Below are 20049 nucleotides of genomic sequence, written 5' to 3'. Positions count from 1 at the left end.
TCTGGAGTGTCCATTCACACACTCCCAACCGGCCCGTGCGGCGATGGTAGACAACCAGCCGCGAGCCACGGCGCGCGATACGTCCTGTCCATGATCCTTCCCGATCATCGCAAGCGCCATGTCGATGGCCGTGCCGATTGCGATTGCGGTCCTGTTCGCCGAAGGCGCGCATCACCGTATGCATGCAGCCCAGACGCGAAATCGCGCAACTGAGCGTGTGTGACTGCTGACGTACCACGGTTCAGTGCTGCAACGACTGAAGCAACCTCAAGAGGTTCTGAGGCTCGATATGAATGATGCCGCCTCGCGGACTATCGATGTCCGCGATGAACGCCAGCGACAACGCGACCGTTACGGGCAACACGGCAATCAGCATGCCCTTTTTCAAGGTCCCCTTCGTGCCATAACCCTGCACGATGCAACCGAACATCGCGATCAGGATCATGAGAATCCACGCGCCGAGCGGAATGTGATTGATCCGCGCGGCTTCCGAGTAATCCTGTGAGTTGAGTACATCGTTCATGCCCGCGACAACGAGCGCGCCAATCGGCGTCGGTTTGTCCTGCGCGACCTGAGTGGCAAGCTTCCAGAGTTCCGCCTGAACGTTGGCGGTGTCGCGCCCGATGTGCTCAAGTTGCTGCGGATCGCGCGTCAGATAGTCGTCGACTCGCAGTTGAGCGTATCGTGCCAATGCGTCCTTCATTTTGAGGGTGACAGCGCTCTCCGCGAGCTCTGCGCGCACGTATTCGGTGCCTATCGCATTGGCCTCGGCTTCCTCCAGATTCTTGCGTTGATCATAGCGGCCGACTGCCATCGAAAGGCTGAAGCCGACGAGTAGCGCAAGCAGCGTGAGCGTGGCCTGCTGCACGATGTTGAAGTCTTCGCGGCCGTCTTCGGGCAGACTGACGATGCGCCGCAAGCCGGTTGCTCCAAATGCTACGGCTCCGACGAAGCATACAAGAAGCACCAGAAACAGCCCTTCCGGGTGATCGACGAAAAATGCCATACCGTGCTCCGCAAACGGTGACTATTTCGACCGCACAGGAAGCGGACCAAAGAACATTGCCTTGAGCCTGTCCCGCCCGATGACGCGCGCCAGTTCCGCAATGACGCAATACATGGCGATAAGCGTAATGAGCAGAATCTGAACCGCCCAGAAACGCGCCCAGTTGATATCGGCTACGAGGTTGGCATTGGCTGCCGCAATGCCCGGCGCATCCTTCCAGTATTCGTAAAGACGCTCGAGATAATGAACGATCAGCGCGACCACCGCGTACATCAACGTCTTCCATCCGACATTCCAGATCAGCGGTTTGTCGGGGAAACGGTTGATAAAGGGCAGCATGTCAGCGATCAGCACCGACTTGCCCAGTATCAGAGATGCAATCAGCACGGAAGCGGACACAGGCAGCGGCACACCGGAGCCTTTCGTCATGAGCGCCCGGATAAGCGCAACGATATGCAGAATGACGAAAAAGAATATCGTAGGCGGAAGCGCCTTCATGAACTCGTGTTTGACTTTCGTTAGCAGCGTGCTCATGGTGCAATCCTGTCGAAGCGGTTCTGCGCTACACGCGGGTTGCCACACTTCCTCGCCTGGCTAGCGACCGTCCCGCAGTCGCGTCACTCAACCCGCTTCCGCGACGATGCATTCGGCTCTGGCGAGCATCTGCGTGAGCGCCTCTTTCGACGCGTCCGGGGCGTCGACATGGACAAGCGTGTCGCGCAACGCAGTCCCGGTGCTCAATGTTCCTTTGAGCCACGCGCGCAGCCCCGCCTCGGACATCACGACGATATTGCTGCGTCGCGCGGGGTCATCTGTTGTCACGTCGGGCATTTCGGGGACGATGTCGGGATCGAAGCCTTCTGTGGTCGCGTGAAAGAAACCCCACGTGTCGTTCTCGATGAGAAACACGTAGAAGTCGGGCAGCGCGAGCAGGTCCGCTTCGCCATGCGCGCTTTCGATACGCGCCTGCAGCAGGTTCAACGCGTCGACGGAAGACATCCGCTGACGCGCCGCCGATAGCGCACCCTGTTCGACATCGATCGGCTCTACAATGCCCGCCTCGATCGCCTTGCGGGTCGCGACGGCGACCGTGAGCGCAAGCGGATGAGCGACGCCAAACTCAATCTTGAAGTTGCAGATCGCGCACATGGCTGTCCCTCAAGGCGTGACGATGTTGAACCAGAAATCGAAGTTGTCGAGCCACGTCAGAAACTCGCCGAGCTTCTGACTGTTGCCGTCCACCTTCGCAGTGCCCGACATGATCAGCTTCTGCATGTTGGTCGTGCCGAGCATGATGTTGTTCAGATCTTCGCGCGTCATCGTCACCGACGCATCGGCGGAATTCGAGCTTCGGCCTTTTGAGTAATGGAGCGCACTGTTCTCCACACCGAGAATGTAGTTCTCTTTCGTGTCCGTCAGCGAGAGATTGAAGGTGGCTGTTTTTCCGGCAGCACGCTCTCCGTTCAGGCGAATGCCGAGAAAGTCGAGAAACATATCGAGTGGCATCGCACGGATGGTGTCGGGGCTTTGCGGTTGCGGCGCGGGCAGCTTCTTCACGCCGTTGCGCAATTCCATCGCGCCCGTCAGATAGAAGTTTCGCCACGGCGCCGACTCGGCCTGATAACCAAGCTGCTCGTAAGCGTCCGCAAGCAACTGCTTCGCCGCGACGTTTTGCGGGTCGGCGAATACCACATGATTCACTACTTCCGCGACCCATCGGTAGTCGCCCTTGTCATACGACGCGTGTGCCTTTCTCAGCACAGCCGCTGCGCCGCCCATGTATTCGACGTAGCGTTTTCCGCTGTCGGTGGGTTGCAGTCTGTGCAGATTAGCCGGCACACCGTCGAAGAACCCAAGGCGCAGGTTGTACTGCGCGACAGCGTCGTGATAGACCGTGCCGTAATAGCTTCGGCAGTACCAGTGCTTTGCGAGACTGTCGGGCAAACGGATCGCTTCGCCAATTTCGAGCGCCGTCATTCCCATGTTTGCCATCCGCAAGGTCTGATCGTGCAGGTAGCGATACATGTCGCGCTGTGCGCTCAGGAAAGGGACAATGCGCTCATTTCCCCACGTCGGCCAATAGTGCGACGCGAATAGCACCTGTGCGTCGCCACCGAACATCTCGATCGAAGTCTGCAGATACTTGGACCACAGCAGGCCATCTCGCACCTTTGCGCCGCGCAGCGTGTACAGGTTGTGCAACGTGTGCGTCGCGTCTTCCGCTGCACAAAATGCCTTGTACTTCGGCAGGTAGAACATGAACTCGGACGGCGCCTCCGATTCAGGCGCCATCAGAATGGTGAGGTCCACACCGTCGAGCGTCATCTTTTGCCCGGTCTTTTCGGCAAAGATCGACGGAAACGCCAGCGTGATGGTGCCGACCGACGTCGTCTTGCCAAGCCCGCCATCGACAATTCCTGTCGGGCTGCGCGGCAACAGCGAACCGTACATATAGCTCGCTCTGCGTCCCATCGCATTGCCTGCAATCACGTTCTCGCCGACGGCCGCCTCTGTGAAGCCAACGGGCGCAACGATCTTCACCTTGCCGGATTGAAGATCCTGATCGCTGACGAGACCGCGCACGCCGCCATAGTGATCGACGTGACTGTGCGTATAGATGACATGCGTGATCGGCTTGTCGCCGAGATGAGGAATGACGAGTTCTTTCCAGACCGTCGACGCGACCTCGGTCGTAATGAACGGATCGACGACGATATATCCCTTGTCGCCCCGAATGATGCTCATCACGGAGAGATCATAGCCGCGCACCTGCCAGATGCCGTCCACTACCGTGAAAAGCCCGTGATTCATGTTGAGCTTGGCATTGCGCCAGAGACTCGGGTTCACGGTCGGCGGCGAGTTGTTTTCCGGACCGCCGCTCACGAATGCAAATTGCTGAAGATTCCACGCGAGTATATCCCCTTGCCCCTTGATGATGACGGGTTCCGCAAGCGTGGCGACCAGCCCGCGTCGCGCGTCTTCGAAATCCTGTGCATCGGCGAAACTGAGGAAATCCGCGTATTGCTGGTTCAAGGCCAATGTCGATCGCGACGCCGGTTTCGCTGCTGAACCGGTCGACCCTGGGTCGCCCGTTTGCGCGAGCGCATCGCCTACCGTACCCGACAGGCCTGTCGCCATCCCCGCCACGGCGACGTTCTTTAGAAATGCCCGGCGTCCTTCGCCCTTTGTTGCATCATCCGATTGACTCATGGATTTTCTCTCCGGTTCTTCGAACGTGTATCTCTTCGATTGCCTGCGCGGCAGGCATGCGGCGTTTCAAGAGCCTTTCTTTCCCGTCGTAGCGCTGACGGTCCATCGAATGCGGTGATGAAAACTTCAGGTGATTGCCGGTCGGACTACGCTTCACGATCACCATGCCTGCGCTCACGTGTGCTTCGACACCCGAGGCCGAGGACTCATCGTGTTATAGCAAGTTTTTAGATGAGTTGTCCTTCATGATCCCCGCTGTCACGGACTGAGAAACGATCACTACGTATGTTGCAAAAATCGAAATACACATGCGTTGCCTGGATTTAGACTGGTCGCGATCGCCCAACAAGTGAGCATCGTGCACAAACATGAGAATTGTGGTGCGGCGATATTCACGTTCGATGCTAGACTGATTTGAGTTAGTGTTTAAGAAGCCAGCGTGGTCGCGCGTCAATGCAGTGAACCAGAAGAGGGGCGCAGATATGGAGACGCAAACCTTGTCCGAGCGGCAAGCGGCGGGCCGTGATGCCCGCCAGCATGCGAAGCGCTCGCTACACGCAATGATCGGCAATACGGAACGGGATCCTGTCCATTTGCTGAAAGAAAACAGCGCCGGCCGTGTCGACGCGTTGGTCCCTTTGCGATATGGCCGCATGTCCGTGTCGCCATTCACGTTCTATCGCGGCAGTGCGATCCTCCAGGCGCACGATCTGTCCAGCACCGCCAATACAGGCATCACATTTCCAGTCTGCGGTGACGCGCATCTGATGAACTTCGGCGGCTTCGCGACGCCCGAACGTCAACTGGTTTTCGATCTCAACGACTTCGACGAGGTCGCGCACGGCCCATGGGAATGGGACGTCAAACGGCTCGCGGCAAGTTTCGCCGTTGCGGGCGAACATATGGGCATCCATCGCGGATCGATCGAAGACATTGTCTCGACCGCTATCCACGAGTATCGGGAACGGATGCATCACTACGCGGAATGCAGCGCCCTCGAACTCTGGCACGACATCGTCACGTTCGAGCGAATGATGGATACGGCTGCCACGGCCGAAGGGCGCCAGATGATCAGCCGGGCGATGGAAAAAGCGGCTGGCCGCACCCATGAAAGCGTACTGGGCAAGATGGCGGCGCTGCATGATGGGCGTTGGATCATTCAGGATGCGCCGCCTGCGCTCTTCCATCCCGGCGGTCCCAACTCACTGCTGGGCAAGGACCAGAAGTGGTCCGATACGGACGAGTGGAAGGGCAAGCTCGCAAACGCATTCGATGCGTATCTGCAGACGCTGTCATCGGAGCGCCGTCAGCTGATCGGACAGTTCGAACTGCACGACATCGCGTTCAAGGTCGTAGGTGTGGGCAGCGTCGGCACGTTCTGCCTCGTCATGCTGATGGTCGACAGCCACGGCAAACCGCTCTTCCTGCAGGTCAAGGAGGCGCGTCAATCGGTGATAGCGCGCTTCTTCAAGGGCAACGATCCGGAACATCAGGGCGAACGTGTCGTGACAGGGCAGCGCCTGCTTCAGGCTGCGAGCGATTCGTTTCTCGGCTGGACGACAGGCCCCGCTGGCCGCCAGTTCTATTTCCGGCAACTGCGCGACATGAAGGTCTCGGCGGAAGTGGAACGCATGAGCGGCACGATTCTGCAAGGTTATGCGCGCATCTGCGGCTGGGCGCTCGCGCGCGCGCACGCAAAAGCCAGTGGGAAGGCGGTCGAAATCGCCGCGTATCTCGGCAGTGGCGACCGCTTCGCCGATGCGCTCGTTCAGTACGCGTTCGCTTATGCGGAACAGAACCAGAAAGACTACGACGCGTTCATGCGCGCGTGTCGCACAGGCAAACTCGAAGCACGCAGCGATGAGGACATGGCGGCTGACTTCCGCGTTTGACGGGTACGCAAGCGCCTGTTCTGTGCGGGAAACGCCATGAGCAAACTCATTCGCCTTCTGGCAGCGATGGTGTGCGTCATCCTGTCGATGCCTGCGGCAGAGCCATCATTCGCGGCATCGACGAACATCACGCCTGCCGCGCCGCTGCGCGTCGCGATTGCGCCCGTTGCGCCTTTCGTGCTGCCGCAATCGACGGAGCCGCAAGGGTTCAGCATCGATCTCTGGAAAGAAGTTGCGCGCCGCATGCACGTCGAATTCGCGTGGACGAAGATCCCGACGCAAGCAGGTCTGGTACCCGCCGTGCAGCATGGCGACGCAGACGTTGCGATCGCGGCGATCACGATGACACCGGAACGGGAAAAGCTTGCGGACTTCTCGCTGCCGTATTTCGACTCCGGCCTGCGGATCATGGTGCGAGCACAGAACGACAACGCCTTGATGTCGGCACTCCGGTCTGTTCCCTGGCTGGCTATCGTCGAGCTTGTGGGCGTTGCCGTCGTGATCGTGTTTCTGCTCGCCAATCTTGTCTGGCTGATCGAACGCAAGGACGATCCTCAATTTCAGAAGCCCTATTTCCGCGCGATCGGCGAGGGGCTGTGGGTGACGATGCTCATCATCGCGACAGGCGAGCATGGCGAGCGGCATACGGGCAGCCTATGGAAGCGCCTGCTCGTACCGGCGATGTGGCTGATCGGCGTGGTGCTGATCGCTCAACTCACCGCCACCGTCACATCCTCGCAAACTGTCGCGCGCCTGCAGTCCGACATTCGCGGACCCGATGACCTGCCCGGCAAATCGATCGGCACGGTCCCCGGCACCACGGCTGCCGAGTACCTTTCTCAACGCGGCCTGCCCTTCGTCAACATCAACAATGCCGCCGAGGGATTCCGGATGCTCACGCAAGGCGACGTTCAGGCGATCGTCTACGACGCGCCGACCCTCGAGTATTGGGCCGCGCGCGGCGGCAATGGCGTGCTGGCAGTGGTCGGGCCGACTTTCCGGCCCGAGAAATATGGCATTGCCGTCGCGAACGGCAGTCCGCTGCGCAAGTCGATCAACGAAGCGCTGCTCGGGATGTTCGAAGACGGCACCTACGAAGAGATCTATGGCAAATGGTTCCTGCCCGCGCGATAGATGTTCGAGGCCGAAGTGCAAGCTCCGCTCGTAATCGCGGCATCGGTCTTGCCAGAAGAACCTGATCGGCAAGGCAGCGATCTGATCGCATACCCTGCGCGGTCAGGTATCAATGCGCCGCTTCGCGCACGCGCGCAGCCGTCGACGCGAGATCGCGCCACGCAGGCTGACCCGGCGCATAACGCGCGCGAATGTAGCCGGCCAGCTCGGCGAGTTGCTGATCGTCGAAACTGTCCTTGAAGCCCGGCATGTAGCCAAGCCCTTCTGTCGCGGGCTGGTCGATGCCGTGCATCAACACGCGCAACAGATTGTCCGGGCTTGCCTGGCTTACGCTAGTGTTCAGCCCCATCAGCGGACGCACGCCGAAATGGCCCACGCCGCCCGATTCGCCGTGACAGACCGCGCAGGCGGCCTCGAACATACGCTGTCCGTTCTGAAAGCCCGCTGCCGTCAGCGCATCCGCACTCGCGCCTGCCGCACGTTGCGCCGCCGCGTGCGCGGCGACGGCGTCATCGACGGGCGGCGATAGCGACGTGATGTAATGCGCTATCGCGCGCACATCCGATTCGGGCAGGCTCGCGAGACCGGCGACAACGGGCGCCATCGGTCCCGCAGCCACGCCGTGCTCAGCCGAGAAACCGGTGCGCAGATAGCTGAACAGCGCGTCTTCCGTCCAAGGCACCGGCGCCGCGCGCGATGCAACGAGCGCGGGCGCATCCCAGCCTTCGGCGCTCCCGCCACCCAGATACGCAAAGCCGCCCTTCTCCGCGCCCAGCGCATTGCGCGGCGTATGACAGGCGCCGCAATGCCCCGCGCCGTCCACCAGATACTTGCCGCGATTCCACTGCGCCGACTGCTGCGGATCGGGCCGATAGTCGCTCTCGTCATGGAACATCCAGTTCCAGCCCGCAACGAGCCGCCGCTGGTTCAGCGGAAACGGCAGCTTCGTGTCGGGCGCGGCCTGCTTCACGGGCGGCTGCGTCATCAGATACGCGTATAACGCCATCATGTCGGACTCGCTGATGCGCGCAAACGCGGTGTACGGGAATGCGGGGTACAGATGCCGCCCGTCGCGTGCAATGCCTTTGCGCATCGCGCGCGCGAACGCTTCATACGACCACGCACCGATGCCCGTCTCGCGATCGGGCGTAATGTTGGTCGACCAGACCGTGCCGAACGGCGTGTCGAGCGCGAGGCCACCCGCGTTGACATGCCCGTTTGGCGCCGTGTGGCAGACGGCACAATCGCCCGCAATCGCGACCAGACGACCGCGTTCGAGCATCGCCGCGCTCCACATCGATGCATCGGGCCCGGCGCCAACCGGCAGCGGCGCAATCGCCGACGGCCCGGGCAGCATCGAACACGCGAGCCCGATCAGGCCGCCCGCCATGCCACCGATGCCACCGCCCGCGAGCCAGCGCCGCCAGCGCGAAGGCCGCCGCACTGCGGCGGGTGCTTCGAGCGCGACAGCGGGGCCCGCTTCAGCGAGTGCGCGGCGAATCTGTTCCGGATCGAACGGCGGCGCGCGAAAGCGCATGCCTGTTGCGTCGTGCAGTGCGTTGGCGATTGCCGCGGCGACAGGCGCTGCTGCCTGCTCGATGCGCTGGTCGTCGGATGCAGAGCGCGTTGTCGAATTCGACGCACGCTCGCTTTCCGCATCGACGAGATCGTGCGATACCGGCGTGGTCGCGCCCGCATCAAAACCCGTCTCGTCATGCGATGCGCGCGCGATCCGGCGCACACCCGTTGCGCGCGCAATCGCTTCTTCGATCTGCCACGCGGGCATGCCTTGCAGTGTCGCCGCGTCCGGCGTGCCCGCGCCCTGGCCCGCAACCACGCGGCGCACGGCGATATCGCCCGTCGTGCGGTTCACGTCGAGATCGACGACCCAGGCCGACCAGCTCATCGGTTGCCGCTCGGCGCGGGTCTGTTTGCTATCTGGGGAATAGTCGGGCAACGCGCCGTCAAATCCTGCTTCGTCGCGCGCCTGGCCATCTAACGCAAAGCCGCGCCCGCGCAGCCACGGCGATGCCGGCTCGTGCGCGGCGTTGGGCGCTGCGCCCCATGCCGCGCGTTCGCTGACCATACGAATGATTTCGCGTGCACCGGCGTCGCGCGTGGCATCGAGATGATCGAGCCGAAGCGCGACGGGATCGCGTCGCGCGTCGTGCGCCACTTCGTCGACGAACGACTCGCGCGCGAACGCATGCGCCTGCGCGGGAATCGCCTGGGGCGGCGCATCGACCGCTACGCTCGCCTGTGCGTGGCGATACAGCAGCGGCGGTAACGATGCTTGCACATCGGGCCAACGCGCGCTGGCCTCCGAACCACCAATGCGCGCGCGATAGTGCCACTTCGCCATCGTGCCGTCGGCAGCGACGCTGGCTTCGATTGCCAGTTGAGCATCGGCGTCGATACCGTCGGCGGGCCACGCATACAGTGCGCGACGACGCGCATTCGCGTCATCGTCGCCATCCGGCAAGACCACCGCATCTGACACGCCGTCGCCCTTCAGCCGCAACGCTTGCGGATCGTCCTCGCTCATTGCGGTCTCATTCCCCATCTTGCTGCTGCAGATACAGCGCCGCGCGCTTCACCGCCCGCACGATCTCCAGATGCGTGCCGCAGCGGCACAGATTGAAACGCAGTGCATCGCGAATCGCATCGTCGTCCGGCGACGGATTGCGGGCCAGCAGCGCAGTCGTGCTCATGATCATGCCGTTCAGACAATAGCCGCACTGCGCCGCCTGTTCGTCGATGAACGCGCGCTGCACAGGGTGCAACGCGTCGAGCGTGCCGAGTCCTTCCAGCGTCGTCACTTCGCGCGAACGCGCCGCCGCAACGGGCACCACACATGAACGCGTAGGCTGACCATCGACGAGCACCGTGCACGCGCCGCACTGCCCGAGCCCGCAGCCATACTTCGGGCCGTTCAGCTCGCAGTCATTGCGCAGGATGTAAAGCAGCGGCGTATCGGGCGTAGCGCCTTCGATGGTGTGCGTCTCGCCGTTCACATTGAGCGTGAGCGGCTGCGCATGGGAAGCGGAATGCAACATGGACTGACTCGTGGAGGATGAGCTTGAGCGGCGCGTGCCACGCGCTGACACACGCGCGCGACACGCCGCACAACACCTTATAACCCGCCGAAATTCCGCCTGCTTTCTGCCTTACGCGGTAGCGGCCTCTTTCGCGCTCGCTGCCTGTGGCGAAACGAGCGGCACGTTGAACACGTCGTACGCGAACACCCATGCCGGATCTTCGTTCGTACGCAGCCACGTGTTGTTGTGCGATACCAGTTGCACCTTCGACGCACGCGCCGCGCGATTGGCTTCATACAACGCGAATGCACCCGCGTAATCGGTCGCGCCGGTTTCGTCGAGACAGCGCGCGAGCATTGCAGCATCTTCGATCGCCATTGCCGCGCCTTGCGCCATGTGCGGTTTCATAGGGTGACACGCGTCGCCAAGCAGCACCAGACGGCCACGGCTCCACAGCGGCAGCGGATCGCGTTCGAGCAGCGGCCACTTGGTGATGGACGGCGACACGTCGATCAGGTTCTGCACATCGGGATGGAAACCTTCGAACGCCTCGCGCATTTCTTCGCGGCTGCTGTCCAGCATCGATACGCCCGCGGGCCACTCGGCTTGCGGCACGCCTGTCACGTAGTAATACTCGTCGCGCTTTTCGGTGACGTAATAGACCATCATGTGACGGTCTTCCGACCACCACTTCACGCACATATCGTACGGACGGTGGCCGAGCAGCGACGCGGGGAACACCGCGCGATGCGCGACATAGCCCGTATAACGCGGCGGTTCCGCGCCGAGCAGATGCTCGCGGATCTTCGAGTTCACGCCGTCCGCGCCGATCACGAGATCGGCCACTTCGACGCTGCCGTCCGCGAACGTGAGCCGCACGTCGCTACCCGTATCTTCGACCGATTCCAGAAACTTGCCGAAAGCGATCGTGCCCGGCGTGACGGCTTGCGTCATCAGCGCATGAAAGTCGCCGCGATGCACCGTGAGGTAGCTCGCGCCGTACGTTTTCAATGCGTAGTCGCCGAGCGGAATCTGCGAAATCGCTTCAGCCGTCTTCCAGTCGCGGCTGTACCAGTAGTCCGGATGCGAACCCATTTCGTTGAGCGCGTCTTCGCAACCGATGCGCCGCATGATCTTCATCACGTTCGGGCCGAGGTGAATGCCCGCGCCGAGACGCGAGAACGCGGGCGCCTGCTCATAGAGACGCACATCATGGCCGGCGCGTTGCAACAGGGCGGCGGCTGCCACACCGCCAAGGCCGGCGCCGATGATGGCGATACGGGGTTTGCTCATGGGTTCTCCAGGTGGTGCGCCCGCGCCGCAATGTGCTCTGTTTGCGCCGGCGGGCCGGGTTGAGTCGGATGTCATCGGATTGGAATGTAGCGTACACATTAGAAAATAAATCGGCAAGCACAATGTTTTCCGTGCAATCCCTTACCCATTTCCATGCATTATTGCCTGTATATGGTGCGAGACCATCACGGGAATTGTTTTCCCCCGTTGTGAATTTAAAATGTACACGCTAGACTTTGCTCAAATTCCGACGGCGCCTGCGAAGGCGGGTCTCGTCGCCGCCCAACTGCAATGGAGTGAGCGTCATGAGCAAGACTTACCGGATCGGACAGATCGTGCCGAGCTCGAACACCACGATGGAAACGGAAATCCCGGCGATGCTGCGTCTGCGCGAAGCCATCCGCCCCGAACGCTTCACGTTTCATTCGAGCCGCATGCGCATGAAGAAGGTCGTGAAGGAAGAACTTGCCGCGATGGACGCAGAGTCGGATCGCTGCGCGATCGAACTGTCGGATGCGCGTGTCGATGTGCTCGGCTACGCGTGTCTCGTTGCGATCATGGCGATGGGCCGCGGCTATCACCGCGTGTCGCAGGCGCGCCTGTCGAAGCACACGGCGGAAAACGGCGCCGCGGCGCCGGTGCTGACCAGCGCGGGCGCGCTGGTCGACGCGCTCAAGGTGATCGGCGCGAAGCGCATCGTGGTGGTTGCGCCGTACATGAAGCCGCTGACCGAACTCGTAGTCGATTACATCCGTCACGAAGGTTACGAAGTGCTCGACTATCGCGCGCTTGAAATCCCGGACAACCTCGAAGTCGGCCGTCACGATCCGTCCCGCCTGCCTGAGATAGTCAAGACACTGAACTACCAGGACGCCGACGCCATCGTGCTGTCCGCGTGCGTGCAGATGCCGTCGCTGCCCGCCGTCGCGAAGGTCGAAGCGATGACGGGCAAGCCCGTGATTACCGCTGCGATCGCCACGACTTACGCGATGCTGCGCGAACTGGATCTCGAACCGATCGTCCCCGGCGCGGGCGCGCTGCTGTCGGGCGCTTACTAAGTCTTGACGAGCCGCCTTCACCGACATTCATCGGAGCACTTCATGTCCAGCACTTTTCTCTACGGCGCGAACGTCGCCGCCAATGGTATCCGGCAGCACTATCTGCGCTACGGCGGCACGAGCGGCGAGCGCGGCGCACGCGCGGCCGTGATTGTGATTCCCGGCATCACGAGTCCTGCCATTACGTGGGGCTTCGTCGGTGAAGTGTTCGGCGCGAACTTCGATACGTACGTGATCGATGTGCGCGGGCGCGGGCTGTCGGAAGCATCGGCGACGCTCGATTACAGCCTCGACGCGCAAGCCGACGACGTCGCTGCGCTGGCGGCGGCGCTCGGTCTCGAACGATTCGCGCTGGTCGGCCATTCGATGGGCGCGCGCATCGCCGCGCGTGCCGCATTGCGCGCACCGCGTGGACTCGAATCCGTGGTGCTGGTCGATCCGCCCGTTTCGGGTCCAGGACGCCGCGAGTATCCGGGCAAGCTGCCCTGGTATGTCGATTCGATGGCGCTCGCGCGCAAAGGCACCGACGCAGAAGGCATGCGCGCGTTCTGCCCGACATGGACCGATGAAGAATTGCGCCTGCGCGCCGAGTGGCTGCACACGTGCGACGAGCGCGCGATCCTCGCATCGTACGAAGGCTTTCACACGGACGATTTCCACGCCGACGCCGCGCAACTGACAGTGCCGTCGCTGCTCATCACCGCCGAGCGCGGCGATGTGGTGCGGGACGAAGACGTCGCCGAGTTGCAACACGCAACGCCGACAATGCAGCACGTGCGCGTGCCAGACGCGGGCCACATGATTCCGTGGGACAACGCGGCCGGATTCTACGAAGCGTTCGGCACCTTCCTCGGCGCGCCTCTCACGCAAAAGACTGCCGATACGGCAACGGTCTGACACATTCACCGGAGAACACACGATGTCCATCAGCGACTATCAACTGATCGAAGCGTGGAAGGAAGTGCTCACGCTGTCGCGTCTCGAAGCGGGTCAAACGGTCACGATCCTGACGAGCGCTTCTACGCATCCGCAAACGCTCGCTTGCGCGCTGATCGCGACGCAATCGATGGGCGCAATCGTCAACCGGCTCGATCTGCCGCCCGTCAACGGCGACAAGGCTTTTAGCCGCGATTCGCTCGCGTATCTCGGCACCACGCCGCTCACGGGCAACCGCGCCGCCATCGCAGCATTGAAGGAAAGCGATCTCGTGCTGGATCTGATGACGCTGCTGTTCTCACCCGAACAACACGACATCCTGAAGTCGGGCACGAAAATCCTGCTCGCGGTCGAACCGCCCGAAGTGCTCGCGCGCCTCGTGCCGACCGTCAAGGACCGCGAGCGCGTGCTCGCCGCGACCAGGAAAATCGGTGCCGCGCGCGAGATGCGCGTGTCGTCGCCAGCGGGCACGGTGCTGGTCTGTCCGATGGGCGAATTCGGGCCGATCGCCGAATATGGTTTCGTCGATGAACCGGGCCGCTGGGATCACTGGCCGAGCGGCTTTGCGCTCACGTTCCCGAACGACCGCACCGCGCACGGCACGATCGTGATCGATCGCGGCGACATTCTGTTGCCGCAAAAGATCTACGTGAACGAGCCGATCGTGCTGACGGTGGAAGGCGGCTATGCGACGAAGATCGAAGGCGGCGTCGATGCGGCCTTGCTGCGCGACTACATGGAAACGTTCGACGACCCGGAAGGCTACGCGATCTCGCATATCGGCTGGGGTTTGCAGCCGCGCGCGCGCTGGTCGACGCTCGGTCTCTACGACCGCGAAGCAACGATTGGCATGGATGCGCGCGCATTCGAAGGCAACTTTCTGTTTTCGCTCGGACCGAACAACGAAGGCGGCGGCAGCCGCACCACCACCTGCCATATCGACATTCCGCTGCGCGGCTGCACTGTGAAGCTCGACGATGAAGTCGTCGTGCGCGACGGCCGCGTCGTCGCATGAAAGCGTGAGCGTATGAGCGCAACCCCGACACCGGATATCCACCATGACTGACCTCTCGCAACACGCCGAAGCCGCCGTCTATCAGCAACAGGGTTTTGGCACACCGCTGCCCGTGCACGGCAACATCGGTCTTCTGATCGTCGATCTCGTGGTCGGCTTCGCGGACCCGAACACGTTTGGCGGCGGCAATATCAAGGCCGCTATCGCGCGCACGCAGGAAGCGCTGGCGCTGGCACGCCGCAATGGCTGGCCGGTCGCGCACAGCCGTATCGTCTACGCGGCCGACGGCAGCGACGACAACGTGTTCTCGCTCAAGGTGCCGGGCATGGCCACGCTGACGGAGGACCATCCGAACAGCGCGATCGTGCCTGAACTGACGCCCGTGCAAGGCGAACTCGTCGTGCGCAAGACGGTTCCGTCCGCATTCTTCGGCACGCAGCTTGCGCCGTGGCTCACGCAGCGCGCGGTGCAGACGCTGCTGGTCGCGGGCGCCGTGACGAGCGGCTGCGTGCGCGCGAGCGTGGTCGATGCGATGTCGTACGGCTTCCGGCCGCTGGTGCTGTCCGATTGCGTCGGCGATCGCGCCATCGAGCCGCACAACGCCAATCTCTTCGACATGCAGCAAAAATACGCGGCTGTGATGCCGCTCGCGCAGGCCATCGCCGAGATTGAAGCGGCACGCCGCTGAACCCGCGCGCGATTGACGCGGTGAATTTGGCCGCTTAACGTGGGCCCGGTCGGCGCGCCGCATCAAGCATCGAGCGCCGCCGACCGGGACGGATGCTCCGTCCTCACTGGAATCCCTGCCGTGAACCGCTCCGAACTGCTGGCACGCGAAGGCTGTCTGACCATCGCGCGCCAACCCGCACCGCCCGTCAAACCCGCGCCCGGCCAGCCCGGCAGTCTTTCGTCGTTCGTACCCGAAGCGGCGGAAGTATTCGTCGCGATACTCGATGACGGCCGCATTCTCGCGTTCAACGGTCACGTCGATCTGGGCACGGGCATTCGCACATCGCTCGCGCAGATCGTTGCGGAAGAACTCGACGTGCCCGCCGCGCGCGTCGCGATGCAACTCGGCCACACGGCTGTCACGCCGAATCAGGGGCCCACTATTGCGAGCGCGTCGATCCAGATTTCGGCGACACCGTTGCGATGCGCCGCCGCGCAGGCGCGTCACACCTTGCTGCAACTTGCGGCGGAACACTTCGACACCGACGTCGAAACCCTCGCCACCGATAACGCCGAAGTCTTTCTCGCCGCCGCGCCCGACGCGCGCCGCGTGAGTTTCGCCGACCTCGTTGCCGGCAAGCGCATCACGCTCGATCTGGATCTGAAGGCGCGCGTCAAAGATCCGTCGGCATACCGCGTGATCGGCAAGTCAGCGCCGCGCGTGGACATACCCGCCAAGGCGACGGGCAAGCTCACGTTCGTGCATGACATGCGCGTGCCGGGCATGTTGCATGGGCGTGTCGTGCGGCCGCCGTATGCGGGGCTCGATAGCGGCGCATTCGTCGGCGGGTTGCTCGATAGCGTCGATCGTGACTCGGTAGCTCACGTGCCGGGCTTGCGTGCTGTCGTCGTGCAGGGCGATTTCATCGGCGTGGTATGCGAGCGCGAAGAACAGGCGATACGCGCCGCGCGCGAACTGCGCGTGACGTGGAAGCCGCTGCCCGAACTGCCCTCTCTCGACGATCCCGCAGCCGCCATCGCCGCCGCGCCCGCCACTCGCCGCCCACTGCTCGAAGAGGGCGATGTCGAGGCCGCACGGCGTGCACCCGATACGCTGACCATTTCGCGCACCTATGTGTGGCCGTATCAGATGCATGGTTCGATTGGACCGTCCTGCGCGCTCGCCGATTATCGCGAGCCGGGCGCGGGCCGCATCACGATCTGGTCCGGCACACAGAACCCCGTGTCGCTGCGCTACGACCTCGCAACGCTGGTCGCGCGCGACGAGGCAGACATCGACATCGTGCGGATGGAGGCGGCAGGCTGCTACGGCCGCAATTGTGCCGACGACGTCTGCGGCGACGCGCTGCTGCTCTCACGCGCGGTCGGTCGGCCAGTGCGTGTGCAGCTTTCCCGCGCCGACGAACATGCGTGGGAACCGAAAGGCACCGGACAGGTAGTCAACGTGACCGGCACCGCCACGCGCGATGGCCGCATGACGGGCTACGATTTCGTCACGCGTTATCCGTCGAACGATGCGCCGTTGCTGGCGTCGCTGTTGACGCGCGTCGTCGCCAGCGAGCCGCGCATCTTCGAAATGGGCGACCGCACGGCTGTGTCGCCATATGTGAGTGCGAATCGCCGTTTCGTCTGCGAGGATCTGGCGCCGATCGTGCGCGCCGCGTGGCTGCGCGGCGTGTCGGCGCTGCCGAACTCGTTCGCGCATGATTCCTTCGCCGACGAAATGGCCGCGCTCACAGGCGTCGACCCACTCGAATTCCGGCTGCGACATCTCGACGATTCACGCGCCGCCGAACTGCTCGAAGCCGTTGCGAAACGCGCAGGATGGAAACCGCGTGTTCCGCGCAATGCGCCTGTGAAAGGCTCGGAACGCTTCGTGCGCGGAAGAGGCGTTGCGTATGCGCGCTATGTGCATAGCCGCTTTCCAGGTTTCGGCGCCGCGTGGGCCGCGTGGGTGACGGAACTCGTCGTGGACCGCGTGACGGGTGAAATCCGCGTGGAACGCGTCACCATCGGCCAGGATACGGGCACGATGATCAACCCCGACGGCGTGCGTCATCAGATACACGGCAACGTCGTGCAGGTGCTGAGCCGCTCGCTGAAGGAGCGCGTGCGGTTCGCGCACGGCAAGGTAGCAAGTCGCGAATGGGGCAGCTATCCGATATTGACCTTCCCGGAACTGCCCGCTGTCGATGTCGTGCTGATGCCGCGTCAGGGCGAGCCGCCGCTGGGTGCAGGCGAATCGGCTTCGGTGCCGGGACCGGCCGCGCTCGCGAACGCGATTTACGACGCGACGGGCGTGCGCTTCTGCGCGCCGCCTTTCACGCCCGATACGATCCGCGCAGGGCTGCGCGAAGCGGGCGTGCTGCTCGACGCGCAGCACGCGCCACAGATCTGACACGTTAGGACGGCATTCACTCGCCGTCCGATTCCATCATCTTGCGCAGCAGGAACAGCAGCGCCACACGTTCGCCCGGATTGAGCGTGCCGTAGGTGCGCTCGGTGACCTGCTTCGCGAACGGCACCGTACGGTCGATCAACGCGATCCCGGCGGGCGTCGTGCGTACCAGCAGCTTGCGGCCGTCGCTCGGGTCCGGCAGGACTTCGATCAGCGCGCGCGCCTTCAGACGCTCGACCACGCCCCGAATGGTGGCCTGATCGATTGCGGTTGCCTTGACGATGTCGTTGAGCGAACAGCCCTGCGTTTCCTTGACTGCGCAGAGCGTGACGAATTGCGCGGCTGTGAGATCGGAATCGGGAATGGCTTCCTGAAAGATCGACACGTGACGCTGATAGGCGCGGCGCAGCAAATGGCCCACCTGATCGTGAAAGTCGTAAGAGTCCTTGGGAGACGGCATGAACGTGCGCCTGCGATTGGTGGGATGGCTGAAAAGAATGCAGTGTACACCCTCAACCTTGGCATGCGATATGCGAGCAGTGACGCGCCTTGCGCCAGATCATCGACGTCTAAGTAAATCCCCTTCGATGCCAGGTCGCGTGTGAATGCGGCGCTTATGAGGCTTTCGTTGCTTGTGCGCTCCTGTCGGCGCGACTTCCGTCGGTTCGACAGCGGCTGCAACGGCCTGTCGGGCGCGCTACCGGATGCTACGCAGTTCCAGTGACGACACTGCATATTTGAGCGCATACGCACAAATCATGTGCGCAACCAGCACCATCTGACGGCATTTTCCGAACGGCTTACGTATTGCCCAGAACGCTGCAGTGTATGAACTATTCGAGCCTTTCCAGCATGTTGTCTGCAAACCTCAATCCATCCGGAGACCAGGGTAATTTCGAGCGTATACGCTTATATTTTGACATGCTATACAGATGTCTGTGAGCGCTCGGTGTGTGCACGCATCGAACGGCAAACTTCAATTCGACCCATCCCAACAGGGAGTCATCATGTCCACCGTGCAATCCGGCAGCGCCGCTCTCTCTCCCGCCGCCACTCAACACGGCGAGCTATACCGCAAGGTCACGTTTCGCCTGATCACCATCTTTTGTCTGTGCTATTTCGCGGCCTATCTTGACCGCATCAACATCGGGCTTGCGAAGCTGCAGATGCTCGATGCACTCAAGTTCAGCGATACGATCTATGGCCTCGGCGCCGGTCTGTTCTTTGCCGGCTACATCCTGTTCGAAGTGCCGAGCAATCTCATCCTGCAGCGCGTGGGCGCCAAATTGTGGATCGCGCGCATCATGATTACGTGGGGCATCCTGTCGGGCGCGACGATGTTCGTGACGACGCCGATGCAGTTCTACGTCGTGCGCTTTTTGCTCGGTGTTGCGGAAGCGGGCTTTTTGCCGGGCGTGCTGCTTTATCTGACGCAGTGGTACCCCGACGCGCGGCGTGCGCGCATCGTTGCGCTGTTCATGGTTGGCTTGCCGCTGTCGAGCATGATCGGCAGCCCGATTTCCGGCTGGATCATGCGCTTCTTCGACGGCGCGCATGGTCTTGGCGGATGGCAGTGGCTGTTCCTGATTGAAGCGTTGCCGTCGATCGTGCTTGGCTTTGCGATTCTGCGCTGGCTGCCGAACAACATCGAATCGGCGAAGTGGCTCGATGCGAATGAAAAGCGCGTGCTGCGTGGGAACCTGGATGCCGATCCTGCTGGTAACAAGAGCCATGCGCTTGGCGCGGCATTTGTCGATCCGAAGGTGTGGGCGCTGGGTCTGATCGATCTGTGCGTACTGCTTGGACTTTACGCAGTGAGTTTCTGGCTGCCGTCGATTTTGCGCGATACCGGAGTGAAAGACGCTTACACGATTGGCTGGTTGATGGCGGTGCCGAATGCGGTTGCTGTGATTGGCACATTGTGGTGCGGGGCGAGTTCGGACCGGATGCGGGAGCGGCGCTGGCATATTGTCGTGCCTTTTTCTGTGGCTGCTGTTGCGCTGGCTATTGCGGCGGGGGGCACGCATGGGACGTTGACTACTGTGCTTCTGTTCTCGCTTGTTAATGCTGGGGCTGCTGCTGCGATGCCTGTTGTGTGGTCGCTGCCTTCTACTTTTCTTAAGGGCTCTGCGGCTGCAGGTGGGATTGCGTTTGCATGCTCGATTGCGAATCTTGGTGGGTTTGGGAGTACCTATTTCATCGGATGGCTGCGCGATACGTTTCATTCGCAAAGCGCCGGGCTTTATGGGTTTGCTGTTTGTATGATCGTGGGGTGTGGGTTGGCGTTGGCTTATCGTAAGGAGTTGGTTAATCGGTGATGGGGTTTGCTGTCTGCGACGCTTTGTTTGGTTTGCTTGTGTTGTCGCTGGCATCCGCGTT

General features: G+C 62.3%; 17 protein-coding genes and 1 pseudogene. 8 read left to right on the top strand and 10 right to left on the bottom strand.

The window, feature by feature from the left end; genetic code table 11:
• Nucleotides 1-31: 31 nt before the first annotated feature.
• The 6 genes and pseudogenes from G3O01_RS45755 to G3O01_RS15490 all read right to left on the bottom strand — a co-directional run.
• Nucleotides 32-126 (bottom strand): annotated as a pseudogene (locus tag G3O01_RS45755) (GlxA family transcriptional regulator); the annotation flags it as partial.
• A gap of 115 nt (nucleotides 127-241) precedes the next feature.
• On the bottom strand, nucleotides 242-1006 hold the full coding sequence (locus G3O01_RS15510; protein ID WP_205806012.1) for a hypothetical protein: 765 nt from the start codon (nucleotides 1004-1006) through the stop codon (nucleotides 242-244).
• A 21-nt stretch (nucleotides 1007-1027) separates the two neighbouring features.
• Nucleotides 1028-1540 carry a hypothetical protein gene (locus G3O01_RS15505; protein ID WP_205806011.1) on the bottom strand — a complete coding sequence of 171 codons (513 nt, stop codon included), beginning with the start codon at nucleotides 1538-1540 and terminating at the stop codon, nucleotides 1028-1030.
• 87 nt (nucleotides 1541-1627) lie between these two features.
• On the bottom strand, nucleotides 1628-2155 hold the full coding sequence (locus tag G3O01_RS15500; RefSeq protein WP_205806010.1) for a hypothetical protein: 528 nt from the start codon (nucleotides 2153-2155) through the stop codon (nucleotides 1628-1630).
• Nucleotides 2156-2164: 9 nt separating this feature from the next.
• Nucleotides 2165-4216, bottom strand: a complete 2052-nt coding sequence (locus G3O01_RS15495) for an alkyl sulfatase dimerization domain-containing protein (protein ID WP_205806009.1) — start codon at nucleotides 4214-4216, stop codon at nucleotides 2165-2167.
• Nucleotides 4200-4394 (bottom strand): hypothetical protein, encoded by a 195-nt coding sequence (locus G3O01_RS15490; protein WP_205806008.1) that lies wholly within the window; start codon nucleotides 4392-4394, stop codon nucleotides 4200-4202. The genes G3O01_RS15495 and G3O01_RS15490 overlap by 17 nt, the downstream gene beginning before the upstream one ends.
• Nucleotides 4395-4698: 304 nt before the next feature.
• Between G3O01_RS15490 and G3O01_RS15485 the strand changes: the two genes are divergently transcribed.
• Both G3O01_RS15485 and G3O01_RS15480 read left to right on the top strand, forming a co-directional pair.
• A complete protein-coding gene (locus G3O01_RS15485) occupies nucleotides 4699-6108 on the top strand; it encodes a DUF2252 domain-containing protein (protein ID WP_205806007.1) in 1410 nt (469 codons plus the stop codon).
• A 36-nt stretch (nucleotides 6109-6144) separates the two neighbouring features.
• Complete coding sequence (locus G3O01_RS15480) at nucleotides 6145-7242, top strand: transporter substrate-binding domain-containing protein (RefSeq protein WP_205806006.1); 1098 nt, start codon at nucleotides 6145-6147, stop codon at nucleotides 7240-7242.
• A 109-nt stretch (nucleotides 7243-7351) separates the two neighbouring features.
• On the opposite strand, the gene G3O01_RS15475 is transcribed toward G3O01_RS15480, so the two are convergent.
• The 3 genes from G3O01_RS15475 to G3O01_RS15465 form a co-directional block, all read right to left on the bottom strand.
• Nucleotides 7352-9787 carry a cytochrome c gene (locus G3O01_RS15475; protein WP_205806005.1) on the bottom strand — a complete coding sequence of 812 codons (2436 nt, stop codon included), beginning with the start codon at nucleotides 9785-9787 and terminating at the stop codon, nucleotides 7352-7354.
• A 7-nt stretch (nucleotides 9788-9794) separates the two neighbouring features.
• Nucleotides 9795-10298, bottom strand: a complete 504-nt coding sequence (locus G3O01_RS15470) for a (2Fe-2S)-binding protein (protein WP_205806004.1) — start codon at nucleotides 10296-10298, stop codon at nucleotides 9795-9797.
• Between the two features lie 111 nt (nucleotides 10299-10409).
• Entirely contained in the window at nucleotides 10410-11573 is a 1164-nt protein-coding gene (locus tag G3O01_RS15465; RefSeq protein WP_205806003.1) for an FAD-dependent monooxygenase, read from the bottom strand.
• A 305-nt stretch (nucleotides 11574-11878) separates the two neighbouring features.
• On the opposite strand from G3O01_RS15465, the gene G3O01_RS15460 reads away from it, so the two are divergent.
• From G3O01_RS15460 to G3O01_RS15440, 5 genes are all read left to right on the top strand, one after another.
• Complete coding sequence (locus tag G3O01_RS15460; protein WP_205806002.1) at nucleotides 11879-12631, top strand: Asp/Glu racemase; 753 nt, start codon at nucleotides 11879-11881, stop codon at nucleotides 12629-12631.
• A gap of 42 nt (nucleotides 12632-12673) precedes the next feature.
• A complete protein-coding gene (locus G3O01_RS15455; protein ID WP_205806001.1) occupies nucleotides 12674-13528 on the top strand; it encodes an alpha/beta hydrolase in 855 nt (284 codons plus the stop codon).
• A 22-nt stretch (nucleotides 13529-13550) separates the two neighbouring features.
• Complete coding sequence (locus G3O01_RS15450; protein ID WP_205806000.1) at nucleotides 13551-14582, top strand: 2,5-dihydroxypyridine 5,6-dioxygenase; 1032 nt, start codon at nucleotides 13551-13553, stop codon at nucleotides 14580-14582.
• Nucleotides 14583-14625: 43 nt separating this feature from the next.
• Nucleotides 14626-15270: an isochorismatase family protein gene (locus G3O01_RS15445; protein ID WP_205805999.1), complete on the top strand. Its 645-nt coding sequence runs from the start codon at nucleotides 14626-14628 to the stop codon at nucleotides 15268-15270.
• 120 nt (nucleotides 15271-15390) lie between these two features.
• A complete protein-coding gene (locus G3O01_RS15440) occupies nucleotides 15391-17670 on the top strand; it encodes a molybdopterin cofactor-binding domain-containing protein (protein ID WP_205805998.1) in 2280 nt (759 codons plus the stop codon).
• 16 nt (nucleotides 17671-17686) lie between these two features.
• Here G3O01_RS15440 and G3O01_RS15435 read toward each other — a convergent pair whose 3' ends face one another.
• Nucleotides 17687-18130, bottom strand: coding sequence for a MarR family winged helix-turn-helix transcriptional regulator (locus G3O01_RS15435; RefSeq protein WP_205805997.1), 444 nt, complete (start codon nucleotides 18128-18130; stop codon nucleotides 17687-17689).
• 547 nt (nucleotides 18131-18677) lie between these two features.
• On the opposite strand from G3O01_RS15435, the gene G3O01_RS15430 reads away from it, so the two are divergent.
• Nucleotides 18678-19988, top strand: a complete 1311-nt coding sequence (locus G3O01_RS15430; RefSeq protein ID WP_205805996.1) for an MFS transporter — start codon at nucleotides 18678-18680, stop codon at nucleotides 19986-19988.
• Nucleotides 19989-20049: the final 61 nt, after the last annotated feature.

It is taken from the genome of Burkholderia sp. Ac-20365 (genome assembly GCF_017104715.1).
Taxonomy (GTDB): domain Bacteria; phylum Pseudomonadota; class Gammaproteobacteria; order Burkholderiales; family Burkholderiaceae; genus Paraburkholderia.
This window is presented reverse-complemented; position numbering and strand designations above follow the sequence as displayed.